The 16,137-nt window shown below is 39.6% G+C and carries 15 protein-coding genes; 5 read left to right on the top strand and 10 right to left on the bottom strand.

Annotated features, from left to right (window positions below):
* Positions 1-197 (bottom strand): hypothetical protein (locus AC6CHU_RS21130; protein ID WP_498122714.1); only part of this gene is annotated, 197 nt, incomplete at its 3' end.
* 276 nt (positions 198-473) lie between these two features.
* Here AC6CHU_RS21130 and AC6CHU_RS21125 point away from each other — a divergent pair.
* Positions 474-860, top strand: coding sequence for a small peptidoglycan-associated lipoprotein (locus tag AC6CHU_RS21125; RefSeq protein ID WP_159862510.1), 387 nt, complete (start codon positions 474-476; stop codon positions 858-860).
* A gap of 43 nt (positions 861-903) precedes the next feature.
* Here the strand turns inward: AC6CHU_RS21125 and lpdA are convergent, their stop codons facing one another.
* From lpdA to AC6CHU_RS21100, 5 genes are all read right to left on the bottom strand, one after another.
* Positions 904-2,313: a dihydrolipoyl dehydrogenase gene (gene lpdA / locus AC6CHU_RS21120; RefSeq protein ID WP_076261605.1), complete on the bottom strand. Its 1,410-nt coding sequence runs from the start codon at positions 2,311-2,313 to the stop codon at positions 904-906.
* A gap of 6 nt (positions 2,314-2,319) precedes the next feature.
* On the bottom strand, positions 2,320-3,666 hold the full coding sequence (locus AC6CHU_RS21115) for a dihydrolipoamide acetyltransferase family protein (RefSeq protein ID WP_159862509.1): 1,347 nt from the start codon (positions 3,664-3,666) through the stop codon (positions 2,320-2,322).
* Between the two features lie 84 nt (positions 3,667-3,750).
* Complete coding sequence (locus AC6CHU_RS21110; RefSeq protein WP_159344888.1) at positions 3,751-4,728, bottom strand: alpha-ketoacid dehydrogenase subunit beta; 978 nt, start codon at positions 4,726-4,728, stop codon at positions 3,751-3,753.
* Between the two features lie 3 nt (positions 4,729-4,731).
* Complete coding sequence (gene pdhA / locus AC6CHU_RS21105) at positions 4,732-5,847, bottom strand: pyruvate dehydrogenase (acetyl-transferring) E1 component subunit alpha (RefSeq protein ID WP_159862508.1); 1,116 nt, start codon at positions 5,845-5,847, stop codon at positions 4,732-4,734.
* 596 nt (positions 5,848-6,443) lie between these two features.
* A complete protein-coding gene (locus AC6CHU_RS21100; RefSeq protein ID WP_159862507.1) occupies positions 6,444-7,112 on the bottom strand; it encodes a YkyA family protein in 669 nt (222 codons plus the stop codon).
* Positions 7,113-7,374: 262 nt separating this feature from the next.
* Here AC6CHU_RS21100 and AC6CHU_RS21095 point away from each other — a divergent pair, with 262 nt between their 5' ends.
* The gene (locus AC6CHU_RS21095) at positions 7,375-7,509 is read left to right on the top strand and encodes a YjcZ family sporulation protein (RefSeq protein ID WP_159862506.1); all 135 of its coding nucleotides are present in this window, start codon (positions 7,375-7,377) and stop codon (positions 7,507-7,509) included.
* A 175-nt stretch (positions 7,510-7,684) separates the two neighbouring features.
* Positions 7,685-8,236, top strand: coding sequence for a peptide deformylase (def, locus tag AC6CHU_RS21090; RefSeq protein WP_159862505.1), 552 nt, complete (start codon positions 7,685-7,687; stop codon positions 8,234-8,236).
* Positions 8,237-8,302: 66 nt separating this feature from the next.
* Here the strand turns inward: def and AC6CHU_RS21085 are convergent, their stop codons facing one another.
* On the bottom strand, positions 8,303-9,079 hold the full coding sequence (locus AC6CHU_RS21085) for a Cof-type HAD-IIB family hydrolase (protein ID WP_159862504.1): 777 nt from the start codon (positions 9,077-9,079) through the stop codon (positions 8,303-8,305).
* 632 nt (positions 9,080-9,711) lie between these two features.
* Here AC6CHU_RS21085 and AC6CHU_RS21080 point away from each other — a divergent pair.
* Together AC6CHU_RS21080 and rnjA are read left to right on the top strand one after the other, a co-directional pair.
* Complete coding sequence (locus tag AC6CHU_RS21080) at positions 9,712-9,924, top strand: DNA-dependent RNA polymerase subunit epsilon (RefSeq protein WP_251283169.1); 213 nt, start codon at positions 9,712-9,714, stop codon at positions 9,922-9,924.
* Between the two features lie 3 nt (positions 9,925-9,927).
* Positions 9,928-11,595 carry a ribonuclease J1 gene (gene rnjA / locus AC6CHU_RS21075; RefSeq protein ID WP_159862502.1) on the top strand — a complete coding sequence of 556 codons (1,668 nt, stop codon included), beginning with the start codon at positions 9,928-9,930 and terminating at the stop codon, positions 11,593-11,595.
* A 107-nt stretch (positions 11,596-11,702) separates the two neighbouring features.
* Here the strand turns inward: rnjA and AC6CHU_RS21070 are convergent, their stop codons facing one another.
* The 3 genes from AC6CHU_RS21070 to AC6CHU_RS21060 form a co-directional block, all read right to left on the bottom strand.
* The gene (locus AC6CHU_RS21070) at positions 11,703-12,362 is read right to left on the bottom strand and encodes a potassium channel family protein (protein WP_159862501.1); all 660 of its coding nucleotides are present in this window, start codon (positions 12,360-12,362) and stop codon (positions 11,703-11,705) included.
* Between the two features lie 116 nt (positions 12,363-12,478).
* Positions 12,479-14,302 carry an ABC transporter ATP-binding protein gene (locus tag AC6CHU_RS21065; RefSeq protein ID WP_159862500.1) on the bottom strand — a complete coding sequence of 608 codons (1,824 nt, stop codon included), beginning with the start codon at positions 14,300-14,302 and terminating at the stop codon, positions 12,479-12,481.
* A gap of 11 nt (positions 14,303-14,313) precedes the next feature.
* The gene (locus AC6CHU_RS21060; protein ID WP_498122711.1) at positions 14,314-16,068 is read right to left on the bottom strand and encodes an ABC transporter ATP-binding protein; all 1,755 of its coding nucleotides are present in this window, start codon (positions 16,066-16,068) and stop codon (positions 14,314-14,316) included.
* Positions 16,069-16,137: the final 69 nt, after the last annotated feature.

Genomic DNA, 16,137 nt, shown 5'->3' with positions numbered 1-16,137 from the left:
CCTAGGCTCATAACAGTAACCATAAATGTTTTTTTTGCTGACTTTATCACCCAATTCCCAATATTAATTGCAAGATAGAAAAAAACAAAAAACATAATAACTTTATAAACCAGCTGATCATATTTTGAAAGCCACTCAATGAGAGTATATCCGCTCCAGATTATCATCTGCAGCAAAAGAGCTGTATAAATTTTCATACACTCCACCACCAAATTTTTTAATCAATACCCGATTTTTTAATAGAAGAAACACTTGTGTTTGTAATATATGTTTAAAAGGAAATTCTTATTTTTCATTTCAATAACATTTGAGTGACAAGCTAATATTTCCATTTGCTATATGATAAAATACTCATAACTTATTATGAATTTCTCACCTTCTGTCAATGGAATGGAAAAATCTAAAGACTTCTAGCCTGTTTTATATCAGTCTTTTGTGTAAGGTGGAATTTATTATAAAGTGAGGGCAAAAGGATGAAAGGTGTGCCATTGATATTGATTACTGCACTCTTGCTTGTCACCTCTTCATGCAATCATAAGGAAGTAAAAGAAGAGCTGAGGATTGACGACAGTGTTAAGCAGCTTATTTTTTTTACTGATAAAAAACAATATGAACAGGAAATATCCTATTATGATGCCATCATCGAATTAAAAAAAAGCTATCCTGACCTGATTAAAGATATGAAAGTGATAACAGAAGCTGAAGCCAGTAACTTAAGCAATTATAAGGTAGAAAATTGCCCAGCCATAATGCTGGTATATCAGGACAAAGTTTTAGTAGAAATAAAAGGAACTGTATCTAAAGATAAAATCATTTATCCGCTCACCCAAGCAATGGATGAAGAAAACGAAGATCAATAATAACCTAAAAAAATCCTTCCCTGACAGGGAAGGATTTTTTGAATTATTTTACGATGTGAATTGGGCTTCCAATAGCAACTTCTGCTGCTTCCATTGTAATTTCACCCAATGTAGGATGAGCATGAATAGTCATAGCAAGATCTTCTGCAGTCATGCCTGCTTCAATAGCCAAACCAAGCTCTGCAATCATGTCTGATGCACTTGCACCGGCAATTTGCGCACCAATTACAAGTCCATCCTCTTTGCGTGTCACAAGCTTTAAGAAACCATCAGTGGAATCAAGTGCAAGGGCACGGCCATTGGCAGCAAATGGGAACTTAGCTGCTGTTACTTCAATTCCTTCTTCTTTAGCCTGCTGCTCTGTATAGCCTACAGAAGCCAATTCAGGCTCAGAGAATACAACCGCAGGGATAGCTAAGTAATCAATTTCTGCGTTATGGCCAGCAATTGCTTCTGCAGCAATCTTACCTTCGTAAGAAGCTTTATGAGCTAATTGAGGACCTGCAACAATATCCCCGATCGCATAAATATTGCTCACACTAGTACGGCATTGTTTATCAATTTCAATAACACCGCGTTCAGTCATCTTAACACCGGCTTGCTCTAAGCCAAGTTCGTCTGTATTTGGACGTCTTCCGACCATTACAAATACATAATCTGCATCAAGAGATTTCTCTTCGCCTTTTTCTTCAAACTTAACTGTAACCCCATTTTCATTCTCTTCAACACCCTTAGCAAGTGCCTTCGTAATGAATTCAACGCCTTTTTTCTTAAGGTTGCGTTTAACAAGAGATGTCATTTGCTTCTCAAAGCCGATTAGAATATCATCTGCACCTTCAAGAATCGTTACTTGTGAACCAAAGTTAGCATATGCTCCTCCAAGCTCGATTCCGATAACACCACCGCCGATTACGACGATTTTCTCAGGGATTTCCTGAAGGGCAAGAGCGCCTGTTGAATCAAGAACACGTTTAGAGAATTTGAACGTTGGCAATTCAATTGGACGAGATCCTGTTGCAATAATTGCATTTTTGAACGTGTAAGTTTGCGCTGAATTTTCATCCATTACACGAAGGGTATTACCATCAACAAAGTATGCTTCACCGCGTACGATGTCAACTTTATTCCCCTTTAATAGTCCTTCAACTCCGCCTGTAAGCTTCTTGACTACACCGGATTTGAATTCTTGAACTTTTGTAAAGTCAACTTTTACGTTCTCAGCTGTAATTCCCATTACATCTGAGTGCTTAGCATTTTCGTAGCGGTGGCCAGCTGCGATTAAAGCCTTTGAAGGAATACATCCAACGTTTAAGCAAACTCCGCCCATATTAGCTTTTTCTACGATTGTAACTTTTTGTCCAAGCTGTGCTGCACGAATTGCTGCAACATATCCCCCTGGACCCGCACCGATGACTATAGTATCTGTTTCGATTGGGAAATCTCCTACTACCATTTGTAATTACGCCTCCATTAGCAATAGTTCTGGATCGTTCAGTAAACGCTTGATGTGATTCAATGCATTTTGTGCAGTAGCTCCATCAATAATTCTGTGGTCAAAGCTTAATGATAAAGCCAATACTGGAGCAGCAACAATTTCTCCATCTTTCACTACCGGCTTTTCAGCAATGCGGCCAATTCCAAGAATGGCAACCTCTGGGTGATTGATGACAGGAGTAAACCACTGTCCACCTGCAGAACCGATATTTGTGATTGTGCATGAAGCACCCTTCATTTCGTCTGGAGCAAGCTTGCCGTCACGTGCTTTACCAGCCAGTTCATTGATTTCATTTGAAATGGCAAATGTAGATTTGCGATCTGCATCCTTAACAACTGGTACAAGAAGACCTTTTTCAGTGTCTGCTGCAATACCGATGTTGTAGTAGTGCTTTTGAATGATTTCACCTGCTGCATCATCAATTGAAGTGTTCAGTGCAGGGAATTCACGTAATGCACTTGTTAATGCTTTTACCACATAAGGAAGGAATGTAAGCTTAATTCCTTTATTCGCTGCAACTTCTTTAAACTTCTTGCGGTGTGCAACAAGTTTCGTTACATCAATTTCATCCATTAATGTAACGTGTGGAGCAGTATGCTTAGAGTTTACCATAGCTTTGGCAATTGCCTTGCGGATTCCGCTCATTTTCTCGCGTGTTTCCGGATATTGTCCAGCAGGAATCGCCTGAGCAGCTGCAGGTGCAGTTTCTTTGGCTTCAGTTTGTGGTGCAGCTTCCTTAGCTGGCGCTTCCTTAACTTCGGCACCGCCATTTAAGAATGCATCAATGTCATCTTTCTGGATGCGCCCGTTTTTGCCGCTTCCAGCTACCTGGCGAATATCTACACCTTTGTCCCGTGCATATTTTCTTACTGAAGGCATAGCAATAATACGGCGGTTAGGATCAACATCCGTTTCAGAAATAACGACGCCTTCTTTACGTGTATCCTGAGCAGGAGCCTCCTCTTTCTTTACATCCTGGCCAGCTTCGGCAGTTGCCTGTACCTGACCTTCTGTTTTTTCTTCTTTAGGAGCCTCATCTTCATGGTCTCCCTTGAATTTAAGATCTTCATATCCTGGAGCATCAAAAGTGATTAAAACTTGACCTACAGTTGCAACTGTTCCTTCTTCAACTAGGACTTCTTCTACTTTACCTTTAACTGGCGAAGGAATCTCTACAACCGCTTTATCATTTTGAACCTCACAAAGCACGTCATCTTCTTGTACTTCGTCACCCGGCTTTACAAACCACTTGACGATTTCACCTTCATGGATACCTTCACCGATATCAGGCAATCTAAATTGGAATGCCAATGGAATTCACCCTCCTATTTTTTCAATCGTTCTAGTAAAACACGTCAGGGGGATATTTTCCCCCTTGTGTCATTAGTTATTCAATTAAAATTCAAGTACTTTTTTAGCTGTTTCAATTACATCTTTATAGTTTGGAAGCCATACTGTCTCAGCCTGCGGGAAAGCAAATACCGTATCCGGTGCAGCTACACGGAGAACCGGTGCTTCCAGGCTAAGAATTGCACGGTCATTGATTTCTGCCACAACATTTGCTGCGATACCAGCTTGCTTTTGAGCTTCCTGAACAACAATGGCTCTTCCTGTCTTTTCAACAGAAGCAATAATTGTTTCAATATCAAGAGGTGCAACTGTACGCAAGTCAATAACTTCGGCAGATTTCCCTTCTTTTTCAAGCTCTTCAGCAGCTTTTAAAGATTCATGGACCATTGCCCCGTAAGTTACAATTGTCACGTCAGAACCTTCACGTTTAACTTCTGCTTTGCCAAGCGGAATTGTGTATTCCTCTTCAGGTACTTCCTGGCGGAAAGAACGATACAATTTCATATGCTCAAGGAAAATAACAGGATCGTTATCGCGAATAGCTGAGATAAGCAGCCCCTTTGCATCATAAGGAGTTGCAGGGATAACAACTTTTAATCCAGGCTGCTGAGCCATTAAACCTTCAAGGCTGTCAGCGTGCATTTCAGGAGTATGTACCCCTCCCCCGAATGGTGAACGGATTGTAACCGGTGAATTATACCTTCCGCCGGAACGGTAACGCATACGTGCAAGCTGGCCGGAAATAGAATCCATTACTTCATAAACGAATCCAAAGAATTGAATTTCAGGTACCGGACGGAAGCCCTGTAAACCAAGACCGACTGCCAGACCGCCGATTCCGGATTCAGCTAGAGGTGTATCAAAAACACGCTCTTCGCCAAACTCTTTTTGAAGGCCTTCGGTAGCACGGAAAACGCCGCCGTTAACGCCCACATCTTCACCGAATACCAATACATTCGGATCGTTGCGCAATTCTGTGCGTAGAGCATCAGTAATTGCCTGAATCATTGTCATTTGCGCCATGGCTTACTTCGACTCCTTTTCTTTGTATATTTCATACTGTTCTTTTAGGTTGTAAGGCATTTCTTCATACATGATGTTCATAAGGTCAGTAACCTTTTGCTTAGGTGTGTCATCAGCCTTTTTAATAGCTTCTTTAATATCTTCTTTTGCTTGTTCAATTACTTCGTTTTCCATATCTTCATTCCAGATTCCCTTATCTTCAAGGAACTTGCGGAAACGAACAAGAGGATCTTTCTTTTCCCATTCATTATCAAGGTCAGAAGTACGGTAACGTGTTGGATCGTCACCAGCCATTGTGTGCGGTCCGTAACGGTAAGTCAGTGTTTCAATCAATGTTGGACCTTCACCATTCAGTGCACGTTCACGAGCTTCCCGAACAGCTGCATAGACAGCAAGCGGATCCATGCCATCCACCTGAATTCCAGGAATACCGGCTGCCACTGCTTTTTGAGCGATTGTTTTAGCTGCTGACTGTTTTTCAACAGGCGTAGAAATTGCAAAACGGTTATTTTGCACAATAAAGATAGCAGGTGCTTTGAATGCTCCTGCAAAGTTGATGCCTTCATAGAAGTCACCTTGTGAAGCTCCGCCGTCGCCAGTATAAGTAATGGCAACTTTCTTTTCGCCGCGCTTCTTCATGCCAAGGGCAACCCCTGCAGTCTGGATATATTGCGCACCAATGATAATCTGTGGTGAAATAACATTTACACCTTCAGGGATATTACCGCCTTCAAAATGCCCGCGTGACCAAAGGAAAGCCTGGTATAACGGAAGGCCATGCCAAATAATTTGAGGCACATCGCGATATCCTGGAAGAATGAAATCTTCCTTCTCCAGTGCAAATTGAGATGCAAGCTGAGAAGCTTCCTGTCCGGCAGTTGGTGCATAGAAGCCCAAACGGCCTTGTCTGTTAAGTGAAATAGAACGCTGATCAAGAATACGAGTGTAAACCATACGGCGCATTAATTCCTGAAGCTGCTCATCGCTTAATTCAGGCATTGCTGAATCATTAACAACCTTGCCTTCTTCATTTAGAATTTGTAGAGTTTGGAACTGTTCTTCAACTGTTTCGAGCTGCTTTTTCGCATCGAATTGTGCCTTCTTTGTTTTAGAAGCCATATCAGTCACCCTTTCCTTTCATAAAAAGACGTTAATTAAGAGTTTTTATACACAAAATTTAGGTTACCCAAAACGAAGCCATATTAGATACTCTTTCAATTAGCAAAAAAGTTCCTCTTTCAGGCGTGTTTTTATTAGCATCTCTAAATAGCAGAACGTTCTTTTCTGCCATATGCATACTTTAAATAGTGTTCCACAGATCACTTCTAAAAAAACGTCTTTCTGTTCATCTTTAACTATCATATTCTGTATTAGTTTATTTTGCAACAAAATTGATACAGAATTACTTACGAGAATTAGTTTAATACACCTGAATGACCTTCGTCAATTACCTTGCTTCTTGTTTTTTTATCGATATCATACTTTTTATTCTTTAAATCAACTTTTAAAACTGTATTAACGCATATATACATTCTGTACTATAAAAAACTATTATATTTCAATGTGTTATAGTAAAGAAACTGCACTAAAGTTACTTTAAAATAAAGACAGCAGCTCAAAATGAAGAAAGCGGATTCATTCTGCCAGGTGTCTCCTTAAGCAATAATTGACAAAAAACAAAAAAATGCCGCGCATTTAACATGCCGGCATATACTTTATTCTTTTGTATTTATTTCGAGCCCTGCTTCTTTATAGAAATCCAATTTTGCTTCATTATACTCTTTTGTTTTTTCGTTAAACTGCTTATTTGAAGACAAAATCTTTTCGTACATTTCATTTATTTTGCTAATCTGATTTTCCAGCTGATCGAGAGTAAGGTCTTCCTTTTTAAACATTGCATACAGTTCTTTATCTAATTGCAGCGCATTGGAATAATCCTGGTATAGAGTGTCATGTATCTTATACCTATCCATCATAATTTCTTGCAATTCTTTTGCTCTATCCTTCAATTTTTGACTCTCTATCTCCTCTATTACCGGAGACAATGATTCAAATTCCTTTTTTGATGCCAGTATGCTTTTCTGTTCTTTCTCCATGTGTTCTTTGCGCTGCACTACAATCGCAGAAGCCTCATCAGACAGCTTCTTAATTTCCTCGAAATCCTTCATTCCCAGGTTAATAATTTTATCGTATAATTGCTTTTCTCTTGTCTCCAGCTTAACGAGCGGTTCCTGCTGCTTTTCAAAATCCTTTTCTTTTTCAACTACCTTTTCCAGAACATCATACACTTTTTCCTCTGGTTTTTGCTCATTGATACAGCCAGAGAGTAAGATAGCCGCTAAAATAAAAACAGGCAGCAGTCTGCTATTGTTCAAAATTGACACGTTGAAACCTCCTTACTATAACATTTTTAACTATAAAGGTACCCGCCCTGTTTGACAATAGCCCTTTGGTTTGACACTTTTCGCACCTGTTCACAATTTGTCCTTGTTCCAGGTGTATTTAAAATCTATTCATTCCATTTTTCCTTTATAACTTGGGCAAAGGCCTACACCAATCATCATATGAAACATAGGCTATATTAATCGTCCGATGCGGCAAGTCAAAAAAATGGACGATAATCTTACTTTAGGGAGGTTATCCTTCATGTACGGTTATGGCGGATACGGTTATGGATGCGGTTATCCAGTAGCGGGTGCCGGCTACGGCAGAGGTTTTGCGTTAATTGTAGTATTATTCATTCTCTTAATCATTGTTGGCTGCGCTTGCTGGAAGTTTTAATTATTTGAGAAGGTGCCAAAAGCACCTTCTCATATTAACTTTTTTGCTCCTCTCTGGTAGACTGAATATACTAATATAAAGTATGTTTGGCATATTTTTGGCATTTCCATTTAGTTCTTCTTGCCAATAATGTAGCCATTTTTTTATTCTTTATTACATAGCGGGAGTGATAATCATGCTGAGCATGAAAGATATTATACGCGATGGCCACCCAACTTTAAGGAAAATTGCTGCGGAAGTTAACTTGCCTCCATCTTCAGAAGACAAACAAGTCCTGCAGGAAATGTTAGAATATGTTAAAAACAGCCAAGACCCTGAGCTTGCTGCAAAATATGGTTTAAGGGCTGGAATTGGATTGGCTGCTCCTCAAATTAATGTTTCCAAAAGGATGATTGCTGTTCATGTAGCCTATAGCGGCGAACTGTTTAGTTATGCATTGTTCAACCCTAAGATCATCAGCCATTCTGTGCAGCGTTCTTATCTGTCTGCAGGAGAAGGCTGTCTGTCTGTTGATGAATCCATCCCAGGTTTTGTGCCCCGATATGCAAAGGTAACTGTCAAAGGGACTGACCTGGAAGGCAATGAACTAAAACTCAAACTAAAAGGGCTTCCTGCCATTGTGTTTCAGCATGAAATTGATCATTTGAACGGAATTATGTTTTACGATCATATCAATAAACAAAATCCGTTTCAGCCAATTAAAAATGCCATTGCTATTGAGCGATAGAATGCAGATGCAGTACTAGCATAAAAGAAAGCCTCCGTCTACTGAATCGGAGGCTTCTTTGCGTTCTTATATTAATTGAAGTTCCTTTAATCCCTTCCAGATTCCTTCTTGATCCACTCCAGATGTTACACGGTCTGCTGCCTTCTTAACTACTTCTTCTGCATTCCCCATGGCTATCCCCGTTCCGACAGCATTCAGCATCTCTATATCATTCAGCCCATCTCCAAAAGCATATACATCCTTCAAATCAAACCCAAGCCTTTTTATCATTTGCTTTATCCCTTCAGCTTTGGACCCGCCAGCAGGCAAAACATCAACGGAATATGGATGCCATCTTATAAACCCAAAATGAGGATATGCAGCTGATGAAATATACTTTTCCTCATCTTTTTCCTCACAGAACAGCAGTGATTGATATAATTCCCTACCGGTGTAAAACTCATGGTCTTCCTCAGGATGCGGGAACTTTAAGCTTCCCATGCTTTCCTCTATAAACGGATGATGAGTTACCGAAGATTTCATTGTTTTCTCATTCATAAACACTAACGGATGTCCGTTTGATTGTGCATGCCTGTACAGTTTTTCAATTTCAGCCGTCTTAAGGGGATTGCGGTATATCGGCTCGTTTTCAAAAACGACATATTGGCCGTTAAAGCTTACAAATGAATCAATATCAAGCTCACTGCGCAAATTCTCATACATAAAAGGCGCCCTGCCGGTAGCAATCGCCACGAAAGTCCCATTCTTTTTCAGTTTGTCAATTGCCTCTTTCGTACTGTCAGGCAAATTTTTTTCATGATCCAATAAGGTCCCATCTATATCAAAGAAAACAATCTTTTTCATTAAAACAAACTTCCTTTCAGGCGATATTCTACTTGCTTCCATTAAATATTTTATCGTAATAAAACACTAAACCCATAAAGTAAAAAAGTCAATTTCATTGTTATTAACAACTCGAGTTTCCATTTTTATCCTCGAGAGATTCAACTATATTTACCATATAATATAATTAAGAAAAGCGGAATCTCCCTGCCTGCGAAGGATCGGGGACGAAAAAGACATTAGGTCATAATGCCAAAGCGTTTACTATCAAGACAGGCAGCATTAGAAGCAGCCATTTTAATTACTAAATCTGCTTAAAACGTCCTTGCTGCCTTTACTTTGGACAAGGATCGTTTAAAATAGAAAGTAAGGAGTTGATCCACTATGTTAAAGAAGCTGAGAAAGAAGCTTTTAAAACAGTGGAATGAAATGCTTCGAAAAAAATCTATTGCCTGACAAATTTGAGCCCTTCAAACTTGCGAAGGGCTCCTTCCTTATTGTAAATTGGTTATCAGTATACTTATTACATAAATTCGGAAGCGTTTTAGCATTAGAAGAATTAATATTCATATCCCGCAGGAAAAAACATGTAATACATGTTATTATTTTATATATTAGATAAAAGTTTTTTATCGGATTAAGGAGAGATTGAAATGATTTTCAAGGTATATTATCAGGATTCTAAGACAGAGGTACCGGTTAGAGAAAAAACAAAATCTATTTTTGTGGAAGGCGAGTCTGAAAGAGACGTACGCAACAAGCTTGCTGACCGCAACTATAATATTGAATTTGTAGCATCTGTTCAAGGAGAATTCCTGGAATATGAAAAACAAAGTGAAGACTTTAAAGTATTGGAGATTGAGTAATTTATGAAATTTGTAAAAAATGATCAAACAGCCGTTTTCGCCCTGGGCGGACTTGGGGAAATCGGAAAGAACACTTACGCGGTGCAATTTCAGGATGAAATTATCCTGATTGATGCAGGAATTAAATTTCCTGAGGATGAACTTCTCGGAATCGATTATGTTATTCCTGATTACACATACTTGGTTAAGAACGAAGATAAGATAAAAGGGTTATTTATCACTCACGGACATGAAGACCATATTGGAGGAATTCCATATCTTCTAAGAGAAGTTAACATCCCGGTTTACGGCGGAAAGCTTGCACTGGGGCTACTTAGAAATAAACTTGAAGAACACGGACTATTAAGACAGACCACTCTACATGAAATCAAGGAAGACGATATCATTAAATTCAGAAAAACTTCCGTAACTTTCTTCAGAACAACTCATAGTATTCCTGATTCATATGGTATCGTTGTCAAAACACCTCCAGGACAAGTTGTTCATACTGGAGATTTCAAGTTTGATTTTACTCCTGTAGGAGAGCCGGCAAATCTGACGAAAATGGCTGAAATCGGTAAAGAAGGCGTGCTTTGCCTGCTTTCTGACAGCACAAATAGTGAAATACCTGAATTCACTATGTCTGAACGCCGGGTTGGCGACAGCATTCATGACATCTTCCGCAAAGTTGAAGGAAGAATCATCTTTGCCACCTTCGCTTCTAATATCCACCGTCTTCAGCAGGTGACTGAAGCAGCCGTTACAAATGGCAGAAAAATTGCTGTCTTTGGCAGAAGTATGGAAGCAGCCATAAATATCGGACAGGAATTAGGATATATTCAGGCACCAAAAGATACTTTTATTGATGCACATCAAATTAACAGACTTCCAGCCAACCAGGTAACGATTCTATGTACAGGAAGCCAGGGAGAGCCGATGGCGGCCCTTTCAAGAATTGCAAATGGAACGCATCGCCAGATACAGATCATCCCTGGTGACACTGTTGTATTCTCTTCGTCACCTATTCCTGGGAACACAATCAGTGTCAGCAGAACGATTGACAGACTTTCCCGTGCAGGTGCAGAAGTCATTTATGGAAAATTAAGTGATATTCATACATCCGGCCATGGAGGTCAGGAAGAACAGAAATTAATGCTTCGTTTAATAAAGCCAAAATTCTTCATGCCAATCCATGGAGAATACAGAATGCAAAAAATGCATGCTAAATTGGCTGTAGATTGTGGAGTGGAAGAAGAAAACTGCTTTATCATGGATAATGGTGAAGTTCTGGCTCTCAGCGATGATTCTGCCCAGGTAGCCGGAAAAATCCCGTCTGGATCTGTCTATATTGATGGAAGCGGAATCGGTGATATCGGAAATATTGTTTTACGAGACCGCCGCATACTTTCTGAAGAAGGTTTAGTGGTTGTCGTAGTGAGCATCAATATGAAGGACTTCAAAATTGCCGCCGGCCCTGACTTAATTTCCCGCGGATTCGTATACATGAGGGAATCAGGGGATCTAATTAATGATGCTCAAGCACTAATTACAAAACACTTAAGCAAGGTTATGGAACGCAGAACAACTCAATGGTCAGAAATCAAGAATGAAATCACTGACACGCTTGCACCATTTCTTTATGAAAAAACAAAGCGCCGTCCAATGATTTTGCCGATTATCATGGAAGTTTAATAGTTCCGGGCGTATTTCCGGTTTTGGATAGACACGGAATGTTATGTATAAACTTATACGAATAAAAAGGCTGTATCGCTCACACGAGAGATACAGCCTTTTTTAAATTAGGACATCACTTTCTTTTCAAATCGGTTGATATCTACGTCTGCTCCAATAACAATAAGAATATCATCAAATTGTATTTTTTCATTTGCCTGCGGAGAAACGAGAATTTCATTTTTTCTTTTAATTGCCACAATGTTGATTCCGTATTTTGCCCGGATATCAAGATCTATAATGCTGTGACCTGCAAGTTTTTCATTAGCAACGATTTCTACTATGCTATGCTCATCAGAAAGTTCCAGATAATCGAGAACATTATTTGACACAATACTATGAGCAATCCTTCTGCCCATATCCCTTTCAGGATGAACAACCTGGTCGGCGCCTATTTTCCTTAACACCTTAGCGTGATAATCATTTTGCGCTTTTACGGTAATCTTATTAACGCCTACCTCTTTTAAAATTAAGGTTGTCAGGATAGAAGCCTGGATATTATCGCCAATCGCCACAATAACATGGTCAAAGTTTCGTATTCCCAAACTTTTGATGACGGATTCATCCGTAGTATCACCAACTACTGCGTGCGAAGCAACTCTCGCGAATTCGTTAACACGATCTTCATTAACATCAATCGCCATAACTTCCATTCCTTCTTCAGCAAGTGCATGGCATATGCTTCCTCCAAAACGTCCAAGTCCGATAACAGCAAATTCTTTCTTCATCCTATCTTCCCCCAGCAAAGTTAGCAATATAGACAATCATACCATAATAGCACCCCAAGCAATATACACTGCTTCTGACAAAATAAAACCTCCGCATGGAGGTTTTAATTCGTTCATTAAATTGCTTCAAGCATATTGAATTGTGCCTTAACCAAATGAAAATATTCACCTTTCGCATTCATCAATTCCTCATGATTCCCTTGCTCTAAAATATTTCCATGATCAAGCACAAAGATTTGATCAGACTCCCGGATCGTGGACAGCCTATGTGCAATAATTATGGCCGTTCTGCCCTTTAAAAGTGTTTTTAATGCCTGCTGGATCTCCATCTCTGTCTCGGTATCGATACTTGCTGTAGCTTCATCAAGTATAAGAATACGCGGATCTGCAAGCAAAGCGCGGGCAAACGAAAGCAGTTGTCTCTCCCCTACTGATAATATATTCCCTCTCTCCTCCACTTCAGTTTCATAACGATTTGGAAGCTTTTCAATAAATCCATGAGCACCAACAGCTTTCGCTGCTTTCACTACTTCTTCATCCGTTGCATCTGGCCTTCCAAAACGGATATTATCGCAGATTGTGCCGGAGAATATAAAAGTATCCTGCAGGACGACACTGATTTGTTTGCGCAAACTTGATAAAGAAACATCTTTTAAATCATAGCCATCTATTTTCACAGTACCTCCTGAGGGATCATAAAAACGGCTGATTAAGTTTGCTACCGTTGTTTTACCTGATCCTGTATGACCGACAAGCGCTGCTGTCTGTCCTGCTTTTATCTCCAGTGAAACTCCATTTAAGGCCGTTCTTTTTTCATCGTAAGAAAAAGTGACATTCTCGAATTCTATCCGGCCTTCTATCACCTGCAAATTAACAGCATTATTCCGTTCTGATACAATTGGCTTTTCATCAAGAAATTCAAAGATTCTTTCAGAGGAAGCCATGCCCATGAGCAGCTGGTTGTAAACCATGCCAAGCCGGGAAATAGGCTCCCAGAACATCCCTAAGTAAAAGGCAAAAGAAACGAATATGCCGATCGATATAGAACCGTTCTGAATCAGATTGGCCCCAAACCAAATCAATACAGCAGTGCCCAGGGCATTGGTCAATTCAACCAGCGGCCTGAACATTGCGTTTTTCTGGGAGGCGGCCCTCCAGCTTTCAAAGTTTTCCGTATTCACGCCATCAAAGAATGCCATATTCTCTTTTTCCTGTGTAAAAGACTGGGTAATCCTTATTCCCTGAATACTTTCATTTAAGTGAGAATTCAATTTGGATTGTTTTAATCGGACAGTTTGCCAGGATCTGCGGATATTTCTGCGCAAACTTGTTGAAATAAAAAACATTATAGGCAGGATGACCATTATTGCCAGAGTCAGCTCAGGACTTAGTGTAAATAAAATAATAAAAATCCCTGCCAGCATGATTAAATCCATAAGCAGATTGATGACACCATTAGTAAAAAGCTCCTGCAGAGAATTAATATCATTCATGATTCTCACTAGTATGGATCCTGCCGAACGCTGATCAAAGAAACGATGTGATAGCTTCTGCACGTGTGTGAATAAATGTTTTCGTAGATCATAAATAACACTTTGACCTAGCTCATTCATCCATTTAATCCTGAAATAGTTTGCAGCATATGAAATAGTGTAAAGTGCAGCAATCAATGATACCAGGAACGCAAGCAGCGGGCCGTCCTTTTCAATTAACGCCTTATCTAACGTGTATACACCGATCAGGATTGGAATAATAAGCCTGACTGCCGTATTTATTAAGACCATAATAATCGATAGAGGAACCAAATTTTTTCTGTAAGGCTTCATATAACTGAATAATCGGAGCATCTGCTTCCAATTGAATGGCTTCTCAATCACTTCGTCAGCAGAATATTGGAACCTGTTTAACACATTGTTATTTTCCGATTTAGTTTTTTTCAAGGACGCACCTCCTAGCCTGCATTTGATTGGAGAACCTTATCCCGGTCCTGATATTGAATATCGTAAATCCTCTGATATGGACCATTATTTTTAAGCAGCTTTTCATGGGTGCCCCGTTCAGCCACTATCCCATTATCAAGAACAAGTATTTCATCTGCATGTTTTAGGGAAGAAATCCGATGGGCAATGATAAACGTAGTTCGATCAGCCATTACTTCTTTCAAGGCTTTTTGTATTCTGAATTCCGTCTCCATATCCACAGCACTTGTTGCATCATCCAAAATTAATATGCTGGGATTTGCACAAATAGCCCTTGCTATCGATATCCTTTGCTTCTGGCCGCCTGAGAGCCCCATTCCCCTCTCGCCAAGAATGGTATCGTATTGATCTGGAAGCTGCATGATAAATTCATGTGCCTGTGCACGTTTGGCAGCTTCAATAATTTCTTCAATGGTGGAATCAGGCTTTCCAAATGCAATATTCGCTTTAATCGAAGAAGAAAACAAGAATGATTCCTGAAGTACAAAGCTGATATTACTTCTCAGAGACTTCAGAGAGTATTCCTGCACATTTATCCCGTCAATCATCACCTTACCTTCAACCGGCTCATAAAATCTTGTCATAAGCTGTGTTAAGCTCGTTTTTCCTGATCCCGTAGAGCCGATTAATCCAATAACTTTCCCCGGCTCAGCATGAAAAGAGATATTCGATATAGCGTCCTTGTCATCCTCGTTATATTTAAGTGTAACATTTTGGAATTCAACCTCACCCCGCAAACGCTCTGCCTTAACACATGAATCGGCATCCTCAATCTCATTATCAGCTTCAAGAATCTCAATGAGCCGCTCACCGGATGCTTTTGACTGTGAAAATAGATTAACAATGAAGCCTAAGTTCATAATTGGCCACATTATATACCATACAAGACTGTAAAAAGCGACAAGTTCCCCTGGCTTCAGACTGCCGGACATAACTAGATAACCGCCATAAGCCAAAAGCAGTACAACGCTTAAATTACCCAGAAATTCCATTAACGGAAAGTATTTTGCCCATATATCCGATGTAAAGAGATATTTATCTTTATAATCACTGTTAGAATCATTGAATTTATTGATCTCAAAATCTTCACGTGATAATGACTTCACAGTATTAATACCGCTTATATTCTCCTGAACTTTTGTATTCAGGCGCCCAAATGATTTCCGTATGCCCCGGAAAGCCGGATGAACAGCTTTATCGAATTTAAAAGTGACAACCGCCAGGAAAGGCAGTGTAATAAGTGTGACAATAGCAAGCGGAACAGAATAAAAAAACATGACTGACATACTGATGAGGATCAACAGACAAAAACGAATGAGTTCAGAAAATCCAAAAGATAGAAAGAAACGGAACCCTTCAACATCTGCAGTAAGCCGGGACATTAAATCCCCTGTCTTTGCATTATCATAATATCTGAAAGGCAGGAACTGCAGTTTTTCATAAAGTACATTTCTAAGCTTATAGACCGATGTGATGCCAAACAAATCACCAGTGTACTGATGGATATAAGTTGCAGCCCCCTTGACGGCCATTATGACAATAAAGCCTATAGCCAAATAGGGAATCCACCCATAATTGCCCCCAATGACAACTTCATCAATTGTCACCTGCAGGATCATTGGATATACAACCGTTATCGCAGTTACAATAAACAGAAAAAGTATCGACCAGATAAAGTAATGTTTAAAAGGCCAATAATACTGCTTTAACTTTTTAAATGTTTCCATCTGCATCCCCCCTTTTAATTTGCGGAAAAATTTGAAAAGTTAGAACGTAATATTAAATATATCGAGTTT

This window comes from Cytobacillus sp. GQ23 (genome assembly GCF_059758675.1).
This window is presented reverse-complemented; position numbering and strand designations above follow the sequence as displayed.

What these genes read in the sequence shown, in the direction of transcription:
- AC6CHU_RS21125 (WP_159862510.1), top strand. Translation starts at nt 474, where the DNA reads ATGAAAGGTGTGCCATTGATATTGATTACTGCACTCTTGCTTGTCACC.
- lpdA (WP_076261605.1), bottom strand. Translation starts at nt 2,313, where the DNA reads ATGGTAGTAGGAGATTTCCCAATCGAAACAGATACTATAGTCATCGGT.
- AC6CHU_RS21110 (WP_159344888.1), bottom strand. Translation starts at nt 4,728, where the DNA reads ATGGCGCAAATGACAATGATTCAGGCAATTACTGATGCTCTACGCACA.
- pdhA (WP_159862508.1), bottom strand. Translation starts at nt 5,847, where the DNA reads ATGGCTTCTAAAACAAAGAAGGCACAATTCGATGCGAAAAAGCAGCTC.
- AC6CHU_RS21095 (WP_159862506.1), top strand. Translation starts at nt 7,375, where the DNA reads ATGTACGGTTATGGCGGATACGGTTATGGATGCGGTTATCCAGTAGCG.
- def (WP_159862505.1), top strand. Translation starts at nt 7,685, where the DNA reads ATGCTGAGCATGAAAGATATTATACGCGATGGCCACCCAACTTTAAGG.
- AC6CHU_RS21085 (WP_159862504.1), bottom strand. Translation starts at nt 9,079, where the DNA reads ATGAAAAAGATTGTTTTCTTTGATATAGATGGGACCTTATTGGATCAT.
- AC6CHU_RS21080 (WP_251283169.1), top strand. Translation starts at nt 9,712, where the DNA reads ATGATTTTCAAGGTATATTATCAGGATTCTAAGACAGAGGTACCGGTT.
- rnjA (WP_159862502.1), top strand. Translation starts at nt 9,928, where the DNA reads ATGAAATTTGTAAAAAATGATCAAACAGCCGTTTTCGCCCTGGGCGGA.
- AC6CHU_RS21070 (WP_159862501.1), bottom strand. Translation starts at nt 12,362, where the DNA reads ATGAAGAAAGAATTTGCTGTTATCGGACTTGGACGTTTTGGAGGAAGC.
- AC6CHU_RS21060 (WP_498122711.1), bottom strand. Translation starts at nt 16,068, where the DNA reads ATGGAAACATTTAAAAAGTTAAAGCAGTATTATTGGCCTTTTAAACAT.